This is a genomic window from Enterobacter sp. ECC-019, assembly GCF_043974075.1.
Taxonomy (GTDB): Bacteria; Pseudomonadota; Gammaproteobacteria; order Enterobacterales; family Enterobacteriaceae; genus Enterobacter; species Enterobacter asburiae_D.
Genome location: NZ_CP143759.1, coordinates 3,396,775 through 3,415,266 on the forward strand (window position 1 = coordinate 3,396,775; position 18,492 = coordinate 3,415,266).

The window sequence follows — 18,492 nt, forward strand, 5'->3', positions numbered from 1 at the left end:
ACTTACCCCAGTAACGGTATTCTTGTGGTGGCGAGTTTAATGATGATGTACAGCACCACCAGACCCAGCAGAAAGGCGATAAACCCAACCTGCTGGCTGCGCGGACGACGACGCCCAAGCGCGATAAAACCCAAAACGATGTAGATGATAACGCCAAACAGCTTTTCAGTCAGCCATGCGCCTTTATCAGTAAATGGCAGATAGCCGGTCTTCCACATGAGCCCGGCACCGGAAAGGAACAACACCGTGTCGATGCAGTGCGGCGCGATACGCACCCAGCGGGCATCCGTCAGCGGATTGTTACTGTAGCGCCACCAATAACGGACGATAAAAAAGCTGATGGTCAGCGCCACGGAAATCAGGTGGACGGTAATAAGCACGGTAAACAGGCTCATAACCATTGCCCCAGCGTCAGGCGTTCGTTGCCGCCGTAGTCGCGGCAGGTTTCGACTGCGGCGTAACCTGCTTGCGTAAACAGTGCCCGCACGGCTTCTCCCTGCGTCCAGCCATGCTCCACGAGCAGCCAGCCGCCGGGAAGTAAATATTCCCGTGACGTTGTCACAATGTGATCAAGATCGGCTAATCCCGCGTTGGCGGCCACGAGCGCCGTGAGCGGTTCGAAGCGAACATCTCCCTGCGCAAGGTGCGGGTCATGTTCGTCGATATAAGGAGGATTGCTGACAATCATCGCAAATAAGCGATTCTTCAGCGTGGCAAACCAGCTGCTTTGCAGCACCGTCACGTTGCGGAGCCCAAGACGTTCCACGTTACGCTGCGCCAGCGCCACCGCATCGGGCATTACATCCACCGCCGTTACCGCGCAGTCGGGCCGCTCGGTGGCAAGCGCCAGCGCGATAGCACCGGTGCCCGTACCGAGGTCGAGAATGCTGCAGGCCGTCGCCGGTAAACGCGCAAGCGCCTGCTCAACCAGACACTCGGTGTCCGGACGCGGGATCAGCGTCGCCGCCGAGACGTACAGCGGTAACGACCAGAACTCACGTTCACCGACAAGGTGTGCCACCGGCTCGCCTGTTTTACGACGGGCAAGCAGCGCGGCGAGCTGCGCTTCCTGCTCCGCGGTCAGTTCGGTTTCGCCAAAAGCCAGCAGATACGTACGGGCTTTACCCGTCACATGCTCAAGCAAAATTTCGGCATCGCGTTTCGGGCTTTCGCTTTCTGCAAGCTCTCCGGCCGCCTCACGTAACCAGTGCTGAAAATCCATTAGTCCTGCTCGGACAGTGCCGCCAGCTGGTCGGCCTGGTATTCCTGCACGATAGGCTCGATCAGCATATCCAGCTTCCCTTCCATCACCTCGTCCAGACGGTACAGCGTCAGGTTGATGCGGTGGTCGGTTACGCGGCCCTGCGGGAAGTTATAGGTGCGGTTACGGTCGCTGCGATCGCCGCTGCCCAGCAGGTTACGACGCGTAGACGCTTCCGCCTGCTGACGTTTCGCCATTTCGGCTGCGTGGATACGCGCGCCCAGCACGGACAACGCTTTGGCTTTGTTTTTGTGCTGTGAACGCTCGTCCTGGCATTCGACGACGATGCCGGTTGGCAGATGGGTAATACGGATGGCGGAGTCGGTGGTGTTGACGTGCTGACCGCCCGCGCCAGAGGAGCGGAAAGTATCAATACGCAGGTCCGCCGGATTGATGTCCGGCAGCTCTGCTTCCGGCAGCTCCGGCATCACCGCTACCGTACAGGCTGAGGTGTGAATGCGTCCCTGAGATTCGGTGGCCGGTACGCGCTGCACGCGGTGACCGCCGGATTCAAACTTGAGACGACCGTACACGCCGTCGCCGCTGATCTTGGCGATAACCTCTTTGTAGCCACCATGTTCGCCTTCGTTGGCGCTCATGATCTCCACGCGCCAGCGACGCGATTCGGCGTAGCGGCTGTACATGCGGAACAGATCCCCGGCAAACAGCGCCGCTTCGTCACCGCCGGTACCGGCGCGCACTTCCACAAACGCGTTACGCTCATCGTCCGGATCTTTCGGCAGCAGAAGCACCTGAAGCTGCTGTTCCATCTCTTCAGAACGCGCTTTCGCATCCTGCAACTCTTCCTGCGCCATCTCGCGCATTTCAGGATCGTCGAGCATCATCTGTGCGGTCTCGATATCTTCCTGAACCTGTCGCCAGTCGGTAAAGCATTTAGAAACATCACTTAACTGCGCATATTCACGCGAGAGCGCGCGAAAACGTTCCTGATCTGCGATGGTCCCGGCATCCCCGAGCAGCGCCTGTACTTCTTCATGGCGCTCGTGCAGAGCTTCCAGTTTAGCGACGATAGAAGGCTTCATAGGCGTAAGTGCACCTTGTCTTAGAAAATGGGTATAGGGCGCTATTCCAGCCCGAGGCTGTTGCGCAGAATAGTCAGGCGTTCATCATCCCCGTCACGGGCGGCCTGCTGAAGAGATTTGGTTGGTGCATGGATCAGGCGGTTGGTCAGTTTCCACGCCAGGTCCTGCATAATCGCATTTGCGTCACCGCCCTGTTCGAGGGCCGCTAACGCTTTGGCAGTCAGGTCATCACGCACCTGCTCCGCCTGCCCGCGATACTCGCGGATGGTCTCGCTGACGCTTTGCGCGCGCAGCCAGGCCATAAACTCACTGGTTTCCTGCTCAACGATGGTTTCCGCCTGTACCGCCGCCGCTTTACGCTGGGCGAGGTTGTGCGAAATGATGCTTTGCAGGTCATCCACGCTGTAGAGGTAGGCGTTAGGCAGCTTGCCCACTTCCGGCTCAACATCGCGCGGGACGGCGATATCCACCAGCAGCATCGGCTGATTACGACGGGACTTCAGCGCACGCTCCACCATCCCTTTTCCGATAATCGGCAGCGGGCTGGCGGTAGAGCTGATAATAATGTCCGCCTCTTTCAGGCGTTCATCGATGTCGCTCAGGGCAACCACCTCTGCACCCACTTCATCCGCCAGCACCTGCGCGCGTTCGCGGGTGCGGTTAGCGATAATCATCTTTTTCACTTTATGCTCGCGCAGATGGCGCGCCACAAGTTCGATGGTTTCGCCCGCCCCCACCAGCATCACGGTGACGGTAGACAGGGATTCAAAGATTTGGCGTGCAAGGGTGCAGGCCGCGAAAGCAACGGAAACCGCACTGGCACCAATGTCGGTTTCGGTTCGCACACGCTTCGCCACGGAGAACGACTTCTGGAACATGCGCTCCAGCTCGCTGGCTTTAAGATGCCCTTTTTGCGAGTCCGCAAACGCTTTTTTAACCTGACCCAGGATCTGCGGCTCGCCCAGCACCAGCGAATCCAGCCCGCTGGCGACGCGCATCAGATGGCTGACCGCATCGTTGTCCTGATGCCAGTACAGGCTGTTGCGCAGCTCGTCTTCGTTGAGATTGTGGTAGTCGCATAACCAGCGGATCAGCGCTTCATGCAGGTTGTCCTGCTCCTCCACGCTTAAATACAGCTCAGTACGGTTGCACGTCGAGAGCACCACGCCACCCTGCACCATTGGCTGTGCAAGCAGGCTGTCCAGCGCCAGGTCAAGCGTATCCGGCGAAAACGTCACGCGTTCTCGCAGCGAAACCGGGGCCGTTTTGTGGTTGATGCCGAGTGCTAATAGGGTCATGTTGAGCGGGAGTAGTACCAGCGTTAATAAGGTTAGCAGAACGCATCATACAGGATGCGCGAGATCAATAAAAGGGACTGCCCCCTTTCGGAGTAATAGGTTACACAACGCTTTGAGATAATTTGAACGTAGACGGTAGCCCCCTTCGACGCTAGCATTAACAGTTATAACTGCAACGTATCTCAAGGATTTGTCCTCATTATGACCCGACTGATTCGCCTGCTGCCGCTGGCAGCACTGGTTCTGACCGCATGTACCGTCACTCAACCAAAAGGCCCGGGCAAAAGCCCTGATTCACCGCAGTGGCGTCAGCACCAGCAGGACGTCCGTAATTTGAACCAGTACCAGACCCGCGGCGCTTTCGCTTATCTCTCTGACGAACAAAAGGTTTATGCCCGCTTCTTCTGGCAGCAGACGGGTCAGGACAACTATCGCCTGCTGCTGCTGAACCCGCTGGGCAGCACCGAACTGGAGCTTATCGCCAAGCCGGGTGAAGCGCAGATCACCGATAACAAAGGTCAGCACTATACCGCGACCGATGCTGAAGAGATGATTGGCAAGCTGACCGGGATGCCTATCCCGCTCAACAGCCTGCGCCAGTGGATCCTTGGCCTGCCGGGTGAGGCAACTGACTACACACTTGACGACCAGTACCGTCTGAGCCAGGTGAACTACACCCAGAACGGTAAAACCTGGAAAGTGGTGTACAGCGCCTATGACAGTAAGAGTAAACCGTCGCTGCCATCGAATATGGAACTGACCCAGGGCAGCCAGCGTATCAAGCTGAAAATGGACAACTGGATCGTTAAATGATGACCCACTGGCCCTCTCCGGCAAAGCTGAACCTGTTTTTATACATCACCGGCCAGCGTGCTGACGGTTATCACACCCTGCAGACGCTGTTTCAGTTTATTGACTATGGCGACACGATCTCCATTGAACTGCGCCAGGACGGGCAAATTTGCCTGCTAACGCCGGTCGACGGCGTGGCGCATGAGGACAACCTGATCGTGCGCGCCGCGCGCCTGCTGATGAAAGCCGCAGCGGAATCGGGCCGTCTGCCTGCGGGAAGCGGTGCGGATATCCGTATCGAGAAGCGCCTGCCGATGGGCGGCGGTCTGGGCGGTGGCTCATCCAACGCCGCCACCGTGCTGGTTGCGCTGAACCACCTCTGGGGCTGCGGGCTCTCAAAGGACGAACTGGCAGCCCTGGGCTTGACGCTGGGGGCGGATGTCCCGGTGTTTGTTCGCGGTCATGCGGCTTTTGCCGAGGGCGTAGGCGAGATCCTCACGCCAGTCGACCCGCCGGAGAAATGGTATCTGGTTGCCCACCCTGGCGTGAGCATTCCGACCCCGGTCATCTTTAAAGATCCTGACCTGAAAAGGAATACCCCGGTTCGGTCAATAGAAACGTTATTAAATTGTGAATTCAGCAACGATTGCGAGGATATCGCAAGAAAACGTTTTCGCGAGGTTGATGCGGTGCTTTCCTGGCTGTTAGAATACGCGCCGTCGCGCCTGACTGGTACAGGGGCCTGTGTCTTTGCTGAATTTGACACCGAATCCGCCGCTCGTCAGGTGCTTGAGCAAGCGCCGGTTTGGCTGCATGGTTTTGTAGCACGTGGGATGAACACCTCCCCTCTACAGCAGGCCATTCTGGCGCAGACTGAGTTTCGGTGACAACGTCACCCTGTTCCAGACGTTGCATCGCGCTCTTTAATACACCGCCTGGATAGCCTTCGCCTGGCCCGCACAGTTTGCGGCGAACGCTATCCACCACTGGACGCATGCCTGAGGTTCTTCTCGTGCCTGATATGAAGCTTTTTGCTGGTAACGCCACCCCGGAACTAGCACAACGTATTGCCAACCGCCTGTACACTTCCCTCGGCGACGCCGCCGTAGGTCGCTTTAGCGACGGCGAAGTCAGCGTACAAATTAACGAAAATGTACGCGGTGGTGATATTTTCATCATCCAGTCCACCTGTGCTCCAACAAACGACAACCTGATGGAATTGGTTGTTATGGTCGACGCCCTGCGTCGCGCTTCAGCAGGCCGTATCACTGCTGTAATCCCTTACTTCGGCTATGCTCGTCAGGACCGTCGCGTCCGTTCCGCACGTGTGCCAATCACCGCTAAAGTTGTCGCTGACTTCCTGTCCAGCGTCGGCGTTGACCGCGTACTGACCGTTGACCTGCACGCAGAGCAGATCCAGGGCTTCTTCGACGTCCCGGTTGATAACGTATTCGGCAGCCCAATTCTGCTGGAAGACATGCTGCAGCTGAACCTGGATAACCCAATCGTGGTTTCTCCGGACATCGGCGGCGTGGTACGTGCCCGTGCTATCGCTAAGCTGCTGAACGATACCGACATGGCGATCATCGACAAACGCCGTCCGCGCGCTAACGTTTCTCAGGTGATGCACATCATCGGTGACGTTGCTGGCCGTGACTGCGTGCTGGTTGACGACATGATCGATACCGGCGGTACGCTGTGTAAAGCAGCTGAAGCGCTGAAAGAGCGTGGTGCCAAGCGCGTGTTCGCTTACGCGACTCACCCGATCTTCTCCGGTAACGCGGTAAACAACCTGCGCAACTCCGTCATTGACGAAGTGGTGGTATGCGATACCATCCCTCTGAGCGACGAGATCAAAGCACTGCCAAACGTGCGTACGTTGACCCTGTCCGGGATGCTGGCCGAAGCGATTCGTCGTATCAGCAACGAAGAATCAATCTCAGCAATGTTCGAACACTAATCGAACACGGCCGAAAAACCCGCTGCGGCGGGTTTTTTTGTCTCTGGGTTTTATTTGTATGATTAATGCCTCCTTCACCTGCCATTCACATGACAGATGATGCGCATACGGATGATAGATAATTGTGAAAAACGTAACCTCCTCACATGTTCTGCCCTTTCGCGCCCTCATCGACGCCTGCTGGAAAGAGAAATACACCTCGTCACGCTTTGTACGTGACCTGATTGCCGGGATCACCGTCGGCATTATCGCCATCCCGCTGGCGATGGCGCTGGCGATTGGCAGCGGCGTTGCGCCGCAGTACGGCCTGTACACCTCGGCCGTTGCCGGGATAGTCATTGCCCTGACGGGCGGCTCGCGCTTCAGCGTCTCCGGCCCGACCGCCGCCTTCGTGGTGATCCTCTACCCGGTTTCGCAGCAGTTTGGTCTGGCAGGCCTGCTGGTCGCCACCCTGATGTCCGGCGTCTTTTTGATTCTGTTTGGCCTGGCCCGCTTTGGGCGGCTGATCGAGTACATCCCCCTTTCCGTGACGCTGGGATTCACCTCGGGGATTGGTATCACCATCGGAACCATGCAGATCAAGGATTTCCTCGGCCTGCAAATGACTCATGTTCCTGAGCACTATTTACAGAAAGTGGGGGCGCTGTTTATGGCGCTGCCGAGCGCCAACCTGGGCGATGCCGCCATCGGGATTGTGACGCTGGGCACGCTGATCGTCTGGCCTCGTCTGGGGATCCGTCTGCCGGGCCACCTTCCCGCGCTGCTGCTGGGCTGCGCGGTGATGGCCATCGTCAATATGTTCGGCGGTCATGTCGCGACTATCGGCTCACAGTTCCACTATGTTCTGGCGGACGGTTCACAGGGTAGCGGCATTCCGCAACTGTTGCCGCAGCTGGTGCTCCCCTGGGACATGCCCGGCTCCAGCTTCACCCTAAGCTGGGATTCCCTGCGTGCCCTGCTTCCCGCCGCGTTCTCTATGGCGATGTTGGGGGCGATTGAATCCCTGCTCTGTGCCGTCGTTCTGGACGGTATGACCGGCACTAAACACAAAGCCAACAGCGAGCTGGTCGGTCAGGGATTAGGCAACCTCGTCGCGCCGTTCTTCGGCGGTATTACCGCAACGGCAGCCATCGCCCGTTCTGCGGCAAACGTGCGCGCGGGGGCAACCTCACCCGTTTCGGCGGTTATCCACTCCGTGCTGGTGATCCTCGCCCTGCTGATCCTCGCCCCGCTGCTCTCCTGGCTGCCGCTTTCTGCCATGGCCGCCCTGCTGCTGATGGTGGCCTGGAACATGAGTGAGGCGCATAAGGTGGTGAACCTGCTGCGTCGCGCGCCGAAAGACGACATCATCGTGATGCTGATCTGCATGTCGCTGACCGTGCTGTTCGACATGGTTATCGCCATCAGCGTCGGGATCGTGCTGGCGTCCCTGCTGTTTATGCGCCGCATCGCGCAGATGACGCGCCTTTCCCCGGTTAACGTCGAGGTGCCTGACGATGTGCTGGTGCTGCGCGTGATTGGCCCGCTGTTCTTCGCTGCGGCGGAAGGTTTGTTTAGCGATCTGGAATCCCGCATCGCGGGCAAACGGGTTGTGGTGCTGAAGTGGGATGCCGTACCCGTGCTGGATGCAGGCGGCCTGGATGCCTTCCAGCGCTTTGTGGCACGTCTGCCGGCAGGCTGTGAGCTGCGGGTGAGTAACCTGGAGTTTCAGCCGCTGCGCACCATGGCGCGCGCGGGCGTGCAGCCTATCCCTGGCCGACTCTCCTTCTACCCTAACCGTGACGCCGCGTTAGCGGATTTGTGAGTGACCTGATGCAGAGAAACGTCTCTGCATCATCACCCCGATCGCCTGCTGGAGCCATGCAACCACGGCAGGCGTCATCCATGTTCCTTTCATCAGGTGCGCCTCCTGCTGCATGGCAGTGCGAAACTTTTGCTGGGTCTCCGGGTTCGTGCTCGCGTAAGACTCGAACAATGTCAGCCAGTTTTCAGCCAGCTTTTGCGCCTCCTCCGAGGCGGGTTCGATATTATCCCGCTGCGCATGATGCAGTTTCGCCACCAGCGGCGGCCACTCCATCATGCGGTCAAAGTAGTGTGCCCGGGTAAAGGCCATCTCTTCGACAGTGAGATACTTCTCCCATATGCTGAGCTTAGATTCCGCAAACGCGCGCGTGATGTAATCCGTCATCTCCGGCGTGATACCGGTCTGCACCTGCATCTGCGGTTCAACGCTGTGCATCTCGTTCAGCCGGGTGAGAAATTCCGGCTTGCCCGCCGTGTCCTGCTCCAGGCGTACCATCCAGCGCGTCGCCAGGTCCATGGCTCGCGCGTCCGTAACGGGTACATGTTGCTCCAGAAGCGTGTTGGCCTCTGCAACCAGCCCCGACCAGATAGCCGTCAGCGCATCCTTCTGCATCGCAAACGGCAGCTGCTGTAACTCTTCTTTGCTAAACCAGCGATCGTACATATTCATTAACTCCAGAGTCTGTAGCCAGGATTCCAGATCCGGCGTCGCATCGTCGATAAGCCCGGTCCGCAGCTCCACCAGCCGGTCGCGCAGCGTATGTATGCTGCGCAGCTGTTTATCCAGCAGCGTGATTTGCGCATCGAGTAACTCGGTTAACGACAGCGACTCCTGTTCCAGGAAATCCCTGATTTCAGCAAGTTCCAGCCCCGCTTTTGCCAGCGCCTGGATCATGTGCAGACGCTGGACATCCGCCAGGTTGTAAAGCCGGTAACCTGCCGCGCTTCTGGCAGAAGGCAGCAACAACCCTGTTTGCTCATAGTGGTGCAATGTCCGCACGGTGATCCCGGCACGTTTCGCCAGCTCACCCACCTGAATCAACATAACTGCTCCTTTTTCTTTGCCAGTGGCGCCACTCTGGAGCCTTACGTTACGTGAGGGTCAACCCTTGATGCAAAAAAAAACGACTCCCTCGGGAGCCGTTTCGGTGTTCTTTATCGTAGCACTAGCTGTGCTTATGCTGGTCGCGACGACAGCGTTTATCGTAGTGGCGCACCCACCAGTATTTGTCACACACTTCCTCATGGCCGCTCACGCGAGCCCCTGCCAGCCACAATACCGCACCAACGAAGATGCTCAATATCGCGCCATGCGCAAAGTATTGCGGGAGGTCAAGCTGCGGTAACTGGTTTAAAATTGAATACCCCACGCCGGCTACCATCACGAACAGCCCCAATCCCATCAGTACGTTACCGAGTAACGAAGCGTTTTTGCGTTTCATGTGTCACCTCCGGAACTTTGGGTTGTCAGGGGAAAAGCCCCTAATCCTTGTGTGTAAAGTATAGACAACGCCCCTTTTATGAGTTGCGTGAATGATCACAATTACAGATAACTCCCAAACAAAAGTTTACAAATAAGACTTTGAACAGCTTGAAATTCTAATTGTTCAAATCAGAAATTATTCGTATTTCGCTGAGAAGATCGCAGAATTTTGTCAAGCGGCGCGCCAGACAGTAAACTACGCGCCAGATCTGGAACCCATTAGGAATTGAATCGTGACGATTAAACTGATTGTCGGCCTCGCCAACCCGGGCGCAGAATACGCGGCCACCCGCCACAACGCCGGGGCATGGTATGTCGATCTGCTGGCCGAGCGGTTACGTGCTCCCCTGCGTGAAGAACCTAAATTCTTCGGGTATACCTCACGTATCAACCTTGCTGGCGCGGATGTTCGCTTACTGGTGCCCACCACCTTTATGAACCTGAGTGGTAAAGCCGTGGCGGCAATGGCAACGTTTTATCGCATCAATCATGATGAAATTCTGGTGGCCCACGATGAGCTGGACCTTCCGCCCGGCGTGGCAAAATTCAAACTGGGCGGCGGGCACGGCGGTCACAACGGTCTTAAAGACATCATCAGCAAGCTGGGTAATAACCCGAATTTTCACCGTTTGCGCGTAGGAATCGGCCATCCGGGCGATAAAAACAAAGTTGTCGGTTTCGTACTCGGTAAGCCCCCGGTTTCTGAGCAGAAACTGATTGACGAAGCGGTAGACGAAGCGGCGCGCTGCACCGAAATCTGGCTGAAAGATGGGTTAACCAAAGCGACAAACCGCTTGCACGCTTTCAAAGCGCAATAATCCGCCCGATACGGCTTTTTTACCGCGCGTCATGCGGGTTACGTGTATAATAGGCGTAGTTATTTACTTTTCATCAGTCGGTTATCGTTAACGGATTGATTATCAAGATATTAAGGTGATTTAGAAATGGGATTCAAATGCGGTATCGTCGGTCTGCCAAACGTGGGCAAATCCACCCTGTTTAACGCGCTTACCAAAGCGGGTATCGAAGCGGCGAACTTCCCGTTCTGTACCATCGAACCTAACACCGGCGTTGTGCCAATGCCGGACCCGCGTCTGGATCAGCTCGCGGAAATCGTGAAGCCGCAGCGCATTCTGCCAACCACCATGGAATTCGTGGACATCGCGGGCCTGGTAAAAGGCGCGTCCAAAGGTGAAGGTCTGGGTAACCAGTTCCTGACCAACATCCGTGAAACCGAAGCGATCGGCCATGTTGTGCGCTGCTTCGAGAACGACAACATCATCCACGTAAACAACAAAGTGGATCCGGCTGATGACATCGAGGTCATCAACACCGAGCTGGCGCTCTCTGACCTCGACACCTGCGAACGCGCGATTCACCGCGTGCAGAAGAAAGCCAAAGGCGGCGACAAGGACGCGAAAGCGGAACTGGCTGCGCTGGAAAAATGTCTGCCACAGCTGGAAAACGCGGGCATGCTGCGCGCGCTGAAAAACCTGACTGAAGAAGACAAGGCGGCGATCAAATACCTGAGCTTCCTGACCCTGAAGCCAACCATGTACATCGCCAACGTTAACGAAGACGGTTTTGAGAACAACCCGTACCTCGACAAAGTTCGCGAAATCGCAGCGGCTGAAGGTTCTGTGGTTGTGGCGGTTTGCGCTGCCGTGGAATCCGATATCGCCGAGCTGGACGACGCCGACCGTGAAGAGTTCATGGCCGAGCTGGGTCTGGAAGAGCCTGGCCTGAACCGCGTAATTCGCGCAGGCTATGAGCTGCTGAACCTGCAGACCTACTTCACCGCTGGCGTGAAAGAAGTGCGTGCGTGGACGATCCCTGTGGGTGCGACTGCACCTCAGGCGGCCGGTAAGATCCACACCGACTTCGAGAAAGGCTTTATTCGTGCGCAGACTATCGCGTTTGAAGACTTCATCACCTATAAGGGTGAGCAAGGCGCGAAAGAAGCAGGCAAGATGCGTGCGGAAGGGAAAGATTACATCGTTAAAGATGGCGATGTGATGAACTTCTTGTTTAACGTCTGATTTGTTTTGAATGAAAAAAATCCACGCTTTGGCGTGGATTTTTTTGCGCTTGATCTATCAATAGATAACGAGTTTGCCCACTGGCCAAGTACCTGACCATCCACAGGGCATATGCCCAGCTTCATAAACATTAATTAATCCGTCAAAAAAGAATGGCTCTTGAAGAAAAGTACTATACGCATCTTCAAGCAAGTAATTCACAAGGTTCCATTTTAAGTTCTCAGTCATTGAGCCTTCCTAAGACTCCGGGAAGGTTATTTTTGGGATAATATCATTCCCCACAACATTCTTAGCTTCTTTGACCAAGGAGCTCCAGTATTGATATTTGTTAGTGTGTTTTTTTGCGAGATAACCCGTTATTTCATTACCAGCCTCCAAGGTGATATTTTCCCATTCATCGCTATTCAAGCCTTTTATACATAAGCTAAAGGACTGAGCCTGGATAACCCCGGGGAGTGTTGTCGCCACACCAAGATTAACAAACCAATTAATATTATTTAACTTCCATATTGCTAACTGTGATATCTTCATGTTTTAACCTGATTTATTCCACATGGGATTCCAGGTGCTTTCATACCACCAAGCCTGTCATGCTGTTTTATAATAAAACCCTATGATTTGTTTCACAGAGCTTTATTAAAAATATGAATACCAAAATAACAGCAATCGAATTAAATAAATCGATCAAATTTTTAAATATTCTTTAAGAAAGATCCTCTTCTGCTACTAATCCGTTAACAAAATTGGCAAATGAATTTGTCAGATATCTTTGAAGTTTTCTGTGATTCTCTTGCATAGTCAAATCCTCATCAAAAGAATCTGTAGCAAAATATACAATTGAGTAATTATCTAAATCCAGGCAGAAGAACCCCCCACCCCAATCATTTGCGAAAGGAAGCAGGTTTTTAGGAATCACTTGCCTATCCACCATGCTGATATAGCAACCGTCAATTAAAGATCTAGGTTCGTCATTTGTCTGACCATTATTAACAAACGGCTTAAACGCAGCCACCTCTACTGGCTCAAAATCTTCATCACCGTACCACCAGGTTTTCTCAGGAGCCCCCCCATTAAATTGCAGATAATGTGAAACGAAATCATCCGGAAGAGTAATGGATAATTTCTCTTCCGTTTTAGCAATATCTGCACGTCCGATCTTTTTTTCACAGTTAATGATATTATTCATGAGTATGTAGCTTAATGATTATTCTTCGTATGCAATTATGTGGAACACGCTTATTCTAGCTGTCTAAGTAATGTAAAACAGCGAGGTCTTCATGTTCTTTTGCCTAAATAAAATTCCAGATATTTTTTAGGCCTATGCTTAAACGCACGCTCTTTGCCGTAGTTATAAGCATCGTTGAAATATTTATACGCTTCATCGAATTGATTCAACTCGTAACAGACCATGCCGAGGTCGATTGATGGTGCAGTGTCTATATTCGATCCACGTGTGCGCAACGTCGTCTCTCCCCATTTCTTCGCCTCATCGTAATCCTCAAGATCAAAGTAAGCGCTGTACATGCACGCAGCGATCCAGTTAGCAAATTCCGATTCAAACTTTGGCTCAGGAAGAGCTTGCCAGGCTTTTTGATATTGTTCTAAAGCTTCGGCGTATTTTTGGTTGTCGTGAAACTCGTTTCCTTTTTCTACAAGAGATGTAACTCTTTTTTCATCGAATTTATAGCATACGTTTTTCATATATTTATTCATTATCATTCGAAAAGAGACCTCCTTGCCTATATAAAAGGGATATAAGCGATAAATGCCTTCAGAAGCATGGAGGTCTCTAAAATAGTAAGTTTTTATTGTTAACTAACCAAAAAAGAAATATTTAAAAGCTTCTGCCTCAACATCCTTAAGCTTGCTTTTTAGCATTAAATCGATATCTTCCAGAAAGTCCTCTCTGAAATTAAAATCATCATCTGTAGCATCACCATCATATTTACTTTGTTCTATCTCAATGGCAGAACAAAAAGCATCCAAAAAGTCGGCTAACGAATTCGAAATAATGAAATTTCTTTTTTGAATACTACCATAAACAGGAGATGTAATATTTTGGGTATCACAAAAAAGAACATCTCCATTTCTTTCAGCGAAGATTATATATTCATCGCGCCAGGTCGTGTCATTTTGTACTCGCCAGCCTGATAACATTTCATTAAGCTCTTGGGACTCAACAATCTGTATAAAGAAAGTACCATCAAATGTTGGGTGGTCATTTAAAATCAAATGGCTATAAAAAAAACGAATTTCGCCATTTAAATTCACTGGAAAAGAAGTTTCATTTTCATCGTCTGTATAGTCTATCTCTCCCATATTTAAATCATTCATTTTGAATTTACTAACAAAGTCTTGGACTGCATTTTTTATGTTCATCTTTCCCCCTATAATTGCTTACATCGTTGTCTGGATTTTAGTGTTCTTTCTCTATCGATTAAGCGCCCGCGCGTCGAGTTTTTAGTATTCCCTCTATGTCCTTGATCACCATGGACATGCTCATTGAACTTGTCGGGATGGTTATGATTTTTCAAGAAAACAATATTCCTCGGATCACCTTGCCATTTAGAACCAAGTGTACCATTGCCTTCTACCGAGTTGATATGATGCCCAGTATAGCCTGCCCGTGACATCACGGAAGTAAGACTCTTGTTCGGAGTCTTCAATATTAAATCTCTCTCTTGCGCTGTCCAATTCCTGGTGCCAGCACCACCATCCTGCAATAAGGCTTTTTCTTGCACCCATGCCCTAGAGATAGCAGAGCTTCTAGCTCCGTTTTGAGCAGAAAGAGAATCGTGTGGGCGGTAGCGAATCAGATCTTCAGGAGTTAACCCCCACGGATCCACCCACCCCAGCGCATTCGGCGCATACTGGTAAAGGTTTATCCCCCCCGCCAGCCCTATCGGGTCCTGCTGCGTAAATCTTCCGCAGTCCGGGTCATAATACCGGAACAGATTGTAGTGCAGCCCTGTCTCACGGTCCAGGTATTGCCCCTGCATGCGCAGGTTCTGAGAATATCCTGATACCTGCGCCTCGCTTTCCCGCAGCAGCTTGCCCCAGGCGCTGTTCACCCCTTCCCAGCGCACCTGCCCTTCGATATCCGTCATCCGTTCCGGCGTGCCGTTCGGCTGGCAGTGGAACCAGAAGATTTCCGGGGCATCAGCGCCGTCAATACGTGCCAGCGGGTCGTAGCTGTCCTGGTCACTGTAGACGTAGGTAAGCGGCACGTCCCCATGCAGTTCCTGCAGCAGGCGGAACCCTTCCCAGACAAATCGGGTGGTGACCGGCTTGCCGGTTGGCTGTCCGCCCAGCATCTGGCGTCGCGTTTTGCTGATGCGTCGCCCGAGCGGATCGTAGCGAAAGCTGACCTGCGTCTGCGGCTTGTTGCGGTCCCGCGGCTGGCTGATGACCTCCGTCAGGCGATGTTCACCGTCGTAGCGGTAGTGCCAGCGGGTCTGGCCGTTATCTTTCTCTACGGTGCGGCCGTGGATGTCATAGCGCCAGCGAATGCCGTTCAGCTGCGTCAGGCGGTTGTGCGTGACCTTCTCAGTAGATCCTTCCAGCGGGTTACCGGCAGCATCCCAGCGCCACTGCTCCTGTCCGGGCAGCGTCCCGTCCTGAACGAGCAGGCGCCCGGCGCTGTCGTACTGCCAGCGGTACCAGCTGAACGGGTTATCGTCCCGCTCTTCCCTCACCAGGTTATTGCGATAGTCGTAATCCCAGCGGCGGGACCAGCGGCGCGGCGACGGGCGCTGGGCATTGCCCGTAAAGACGTCCCGGCGATGCAGCCGACCAAGGCGGTCGTATTCGCTGCGGGTGGTCAGCAGCCCCTGAGTGCGGCTGGTCTCGCGGTGGAGTTCGTCACGGGTAAAGTCGGAGACCGACAGCTTATCGAGAGCAATGCTGAGCAGATGCCCACTGCCGTAGTAGAACTGCTTTAGCTCGCGGCCATCCGGCAGCGTAACGGAGGTGCGGTTGCCCAGCACGTCATACTCCCACGCCAGCTCGCCGTGCTCGCCCGCTTCGCGCGTGACGCGACCAAGCGCGTCATAGTCAAAGGCGAGCTCCTGCTCTGCCTCGGTGGTCCACGCGTCGGCTGAAAGCGCAGGATGCAGCCCTATCCGGCTTAACAGCCCGGACGGAGTGTAGCGGTAGCGTGTCTGCCCTTCCGGCGTGGTACGGGCGACCAGCTGGCCGCTCGCGCTCCAGACGAAGGCGTGGGTAATGGCCTCCGGATGACCGGCGGCAAACGTGCGGGCTATCGTGCGCCCGCAGGCGTCGTAGCGATACTGCGAGGCTACGCCATCGAGCCCTACCTCTTCCAGCAGCAGCGAATCCGCGCCCCAGCGGAACTGATACGCTTCGCCGTTTTCGTTTTCCAGGGCAATCAGACGCCCGCGGCTGTCCCAGCGGCGACGGACCCCTTCGCCCTGGGTATTGCGCGTCGCGGTTAAGCGCCCTGCCTCATCGTATCTGAACTCACTTTCTTTACCGTCGGCGCCAGCATGCTTCACCGGCAAGCCACGTTCGTTCCATTTGAGCGATTCCGTCCAGCCTTCCGGACGATCGAGCTGCACCGGACGCCCTGCGGCGTCGTAGTGATAACGGGTCTCCTCACCGTCGGCGCTAACTTCAGCCACCAGCCAGCCCAGCGGATGATAGCGGTAGCAGGTAATACGCCCGGAACAGTCCGTCGCACGAACGATCTGCCCGGCCTCGTTGTACTCCTGGTAGCGGCTGTTTCCGGCGGCATCGACCTCTTCGACGACCTGGCCGAACGCGTCCCGGCGCAGCTGCGTAGTTTGCCCCATCGGATCCACCACGCGCTTTATCCCGTGATGTTCGTCGTACCAGAACCGGGTAGCGCTGCCGTCGGCTTCGATAATGGCCGCAGGAAGCGCGCGGTGCTCCAGCCAGGCGGTGGTGCGGGTATTGCCGTCGGCGTCGATTTCCTGAACCCGATTGCCCATCTCGTCGTAGACGAAGGTGACGGCGTTTCCGAGCGGATCGATGCGACGCGTCAGAAGTTCGTTGTCATCCCACTCGTAGCGCCAGTTTTCACCGCGCTCGTCAACGTAGCGGACAATCAGATTTTGCGCGTTCCAGTAGTGGCGGCGCGTCTGACCGTCGTAGTGCTCGACTGTCGTCAGCCCGGCGGCTAAATCGTAGCTAAAGCGGCACCCGTCACCGGTGCTGGTGCGGTTTTCCACCACGCGCCAGTGATCGAATTTTTTCCAGCGGTATTCGCTCTCCAGGCCGCCCGGCATCCGGTGCCAGACCATCAGGCCGTGGTCGTTATAGCGGTATTCACGCGTCACCACGCCGGAGGCATCCGTCGCGCTCGCCAGCTGGCCGCGCGCGTCGTAGCCCCACTGCATCAGCGGCCATGTCTGGCTGCCGTCGAAATGGCTGGCAGCGGTAGCGCGATGCGGGAATCGTTCATCTTCATAGCGCAGGGTGACGTCTATCGCCCGCGGCTCGTCGTGAAGACCAACCAGCCTGCCCTGCTCGTCCCACTCCGTCAGCAGCGCGTTGCCGTATTCGTCGCTGAGGGAGGCCAGACGCAGGATGGATGGATTCGCCCGGGTCGGTTTGTACAGACGCCATACTGCGCCGTCATCGTCGGCAATCGCCACGTCGCCGCTCTCATTCCGGCGGATAATGATGCCTTCGCTGATGCTGTAAAACGCGCGGTCGACCGGCGGCAGCTCGAAGCTCAGCTCGCGCCCGGTTTCGTCGAACCAGGTCGCGTTGTTTTCTTCCAGCGCCAGATAGCTGTCAAAGGTGGTTGCCCAGCCCAGACCAAACAGCCCTTCGCGGGTGGTCAGGCTGTTGTAGCTGCGCTGCCAGCGAAGCGGGAAGCGCCCCGGCAGCGAGAAATCGAGCTCATCGTCGTCATTCAGCACCTTCACGCCGGTGGCGGCGTGAACAGGGTGCGAGGAGCCAAACACGGCGTTGACCGCCATATCGGCCAGCATCCCGCCGCCGGCCGCCGCCAGCGCACAGGGCATGTTTTTCAAAATCTTGCCCGGACGCCCGCGCAGCAGGGAGAGCGCAATCATCCCCAGAGCCAGACCCGGCGTTTTACCGCTTTTGATGTCGCGGACCGTGAGCGTGTCCCCGCCGATGATCACGTTCGGGGAGACATCGTCGGAAACGGTGCCTTCGCAGGTGGTGCGATCTTTCGCGCGCACCGCGGGCTGCCCGTTGATAAAGACGCTTTTAGAGCCTTCCGCCAGATACTGCGGCCCGGAGTGCTTTTCGCACGCCACCTTGTCTTCTTCCAGCGGCGAGGTTCCCGCGGCGGCAGAGGACACGCTCGGCTGCCACATTTCGCTGCCAAACTGTCCGGCGGCGGAAAGCAGCATGCCCGCGTAATCGGCAAAGCTGCCCGGCGACTGCGGCTCAGGGGACGGCGTATCGGCGGGCGTCAGCGTGCCTGCCGCGCGCGCGGCGGGGATTGCGTTGGTGAGAACGTTATTCGAACCGGTAGTGATTTTACCCGCAGGCGACGGCGGGAAAAGCGCATTGCCTAACCCCTCAGCGGCGTTGCTGATATCGTCGGTGATCCCCGCGACGTTCGCCAGCACGCCGCCAATGATGCCGCTTAACAGACAGCTGGATCCAATTGCTGCCACGCCTGCTGCTGCTGCCCCCGCACCCAGCAATGGCGCCGCTACGGTTGCTGCTGCGCCTACCGCCGCGCCGATCACCGCATAGGCGGCACCTTCCGCCACGATGCTGGTGATGTCAGCAAAAATGCTGGAGTGAATAATCTCGTCGCCCTTACGGGCCGCGTTGTTATCGCTCATG

The 18,492-nt window shown here is 55.5% G+C and carries 17 protein-coding genes; 6 read left to right on the forward strand and 11 right to left on the reverse strand.

Going from position 1 to position 18,492, the window contains the following annotated elements; translation table 11 throughout:
- Positions 1-2: 2 nt before the first annotated feature.
- From sirB2 to hemA, 4 genes are read right to left on the reverse strand one after another with little or no spacing between them, the layout of a single operon-like run.
- Positions 3-395, reverse strand: coding sequence for an invasion regulator SirB2 (gene sirB2 / locus V1566_RS16140; protein WP_213327802.1), 393 nt, complete (start codon positions 393-395; stop codon positions 3-5).
- Entirely contained in the window at positions 392-1,222 is an 831-nt protein-coding gene (prmC, locus tag V1566_RS16145; protein WP_395303973.1) for a peptide chain release factor N(5)-glutamine methyltransferase, read from the reverse strand. Before prmC ends, sirB2 begins: the two co-directional genes overlap by 4 nt.
- Positions 1,222-2,304 (reverse strand): peptide chain release factor 1, encoded by a 1,083-nt coding sequence (gene prfA, locus V1566_RS16150; RefSeq protein ID WP_023335998.1) that lies wholly within the window; start codon positions 2,302-2,304, stop codon positions 1,222-1,224. The genes prmC and prfA overlap by 1 nt, the downstream gene beginning before the upstream one ends.
- A gap of 41 nt (positions 2,305-2,345) precedes the next feature.
- Entirely contained in the window at positions 2,346-3,602 is a 1,257-nt protein-coding gene (gene hemA / locus V1566_RS16155) for a glutamyl-tRNA reductase (RefSeq protein ID WP_023335999.1), read from the reverse strand.
- Between the two features lie 201 nt (positions 3,603-3,803).
- Between hemA and lolB the strand changes: the two genes are divergently transcribed.
- The 4 genes from lolB to dauA all read left to right on the forward strand — a co-directional run bounded on the left by lolB (position 3,804) and on the right by dauA (position 8,158).
- Entirely contained in the window at positions 3,804-4,415 is a 612-nt protein-coding gene (lolB, locus tag V1566_RS16160; protein ID WP_023312128.1) for a lipoprotein insertase outer membrane protein LolB, read from the forward strand.
- Positions 4,412-5,281 (forward strand): 4-(cytidine 5'-diphospho)-2-C-methyl-D-erythritol kinase, encoded by an 870-nt coding sequence (ispE, locus tag V1566_RS16165; RefSeq protein WP_395303974.1) that lies wholly within the window; start codon positions 4,412-4,414, stop codon positions 5,279-5,281. The genes lolB and ispE overlap by 4 nt, the downstream gene beginning before the upstream one ends.
- Before the next feature lie 125 nt (positions 5,282-5,406).
- Complete coding sequence (prs, locus tag V1566_RS16170) at positions 5,407-6,354, forward strand: ribose-phosphate diphosphokinase (RefSeq protein ID WP_003856663.1); 948 nt, start codon at positions 5,407-5,409, stop codon at positions 6,352-6,354.
- Positions 6,355-6,478: 124 nt separating this feature from the next.
- Positions 6,479-8,158, forward strand: a complete 1,680-nt coding sequence (dauA, locus tag V1566_RS16175) for a C4-dicarboxylic acid transporter DauA (RefSeq protein ID WP_395303975.1) — start codon at positions 6,479-6,481, stop codon at positions 8,156-8,158.
- Here the strand turns inward: dauA and V1566_RS16180 are convergent.
- Together V1566_RS16180 and ychH are read right to left on the reverse strand one after the other, a co-directional pair.
- Complete coding sequence (locus V1566_RS16180; protein ID WP_395303976.1) at positions 8,144-9,202, reverse strand: MerR family transcriptional regulator; 1,059 nt, start codon at positions 9,200-9,202, stop codon at positions 8,144-8,146. The genes dauA and V1566_RS16180 overlap by 15 nt on opposite strands.
- Before the next feature lie 121 nt (positions 9,203-9,323).
- Positions 9,324-9,599 (reverse strand): stress-induced protein YchH, encoded by a 276-nt coding sequence (gene ychH, locus V1566_RS16185; RefSeq protein WP_032656663.1) that lies wholly within the window; start codon positions 9,597-9,599, stop codon positions 9,324-9,326.
- A gap of 274 nt (positions 9,600-9,873) precedes the next feature.
- Here ychH and pth point away from each other — a divergent pair, with 274 nt between their 5' ends.
- A complete protein-coding gene (pth, locus tag V1566_RS16190) occupies positions 9,874-10,458 on the forward strand; it encodes an aminoacyl-tRNA hydrolase (protein ID WP_395303977.1) in 585 nt (194 codons plus the stop codon).
- 126 nt (positions 10,459-10,584) lie between these two features.
- Positions 10,585-11,679, forward strand: coding sequence for a redox-regulated ATPase YchF (gene ychF, locus V1566_RS16195; RefSeq protein ID WP_023312134.1), 1,095 nt, complete (start codon positions 10,585-10,587; stop codon positions 11,677-11,679).
- A 237-nt stretch (positions 11,680-11,916) separates the two neighbouring features.
- Here the strand turns inward: ychF and V1566_RS16200 are convergent, their stop codons facing one another.
- From V1566_RS16200 to V1566_RS16220, 5 genes are all read right to left on the reverse strand, one after another.
- A complete protein-coding gene (locus tag V1566_RS16200) occupies positions 11,917-12,210 on the reverse strand; it encodes a hypothetical protein (RefSeq protein ID WP_395303978.1) in 294 nt (97 codons plus the stop codon).
- A 172-nt stretch (positions 12,211-12,382) separates the two neighbouring features.
- Complete coding sequence (locus V1566_RS16205; protein ID WP_395303979.1) at positions 12,383-12,865, reverse strand: SMI1/KNR4 family protein; 483 nt, start codon at positions 12,863-12,865, stop codon at positions 12,383-12,385.
- Positions 12,866-12,954: 89 nt separating this feature from the next.
- Entirely contained in the window at positions 12,955-13,380 is a 426-nt protein-coding gene (locus tag V1566_RS16210) for a hypothetical protein (RefSeq protein ID WP_395303980.1), read from the reverse strand.
- Positions 13,381-13,494: 114 nt separating this feature from the next.
- A complete protein-coding gene (locus V1566_RS16215; protein WP_223560778.1) occupies positions 13,495-14,058 on the reverse strand; it encodes a hypothetical protein in 564 nt (187 codons plus the stop codon).
- Positions 14,059-14,066: 8 nt separating this feature from the next.
- Positions 14,067-18,491, reverse strand: coding sequence for an RHS repeat-associated core domain-containing protein (locus tag V1566_RS16220; RefSeq protein ID WP_395303981.1), 4,425 nt, complete (start codon positions 18,489-18,491; stop codon positions 14,067-14,069).
- Between the last annotated feature and the right edge of the window lies 1 nt (position 18,492).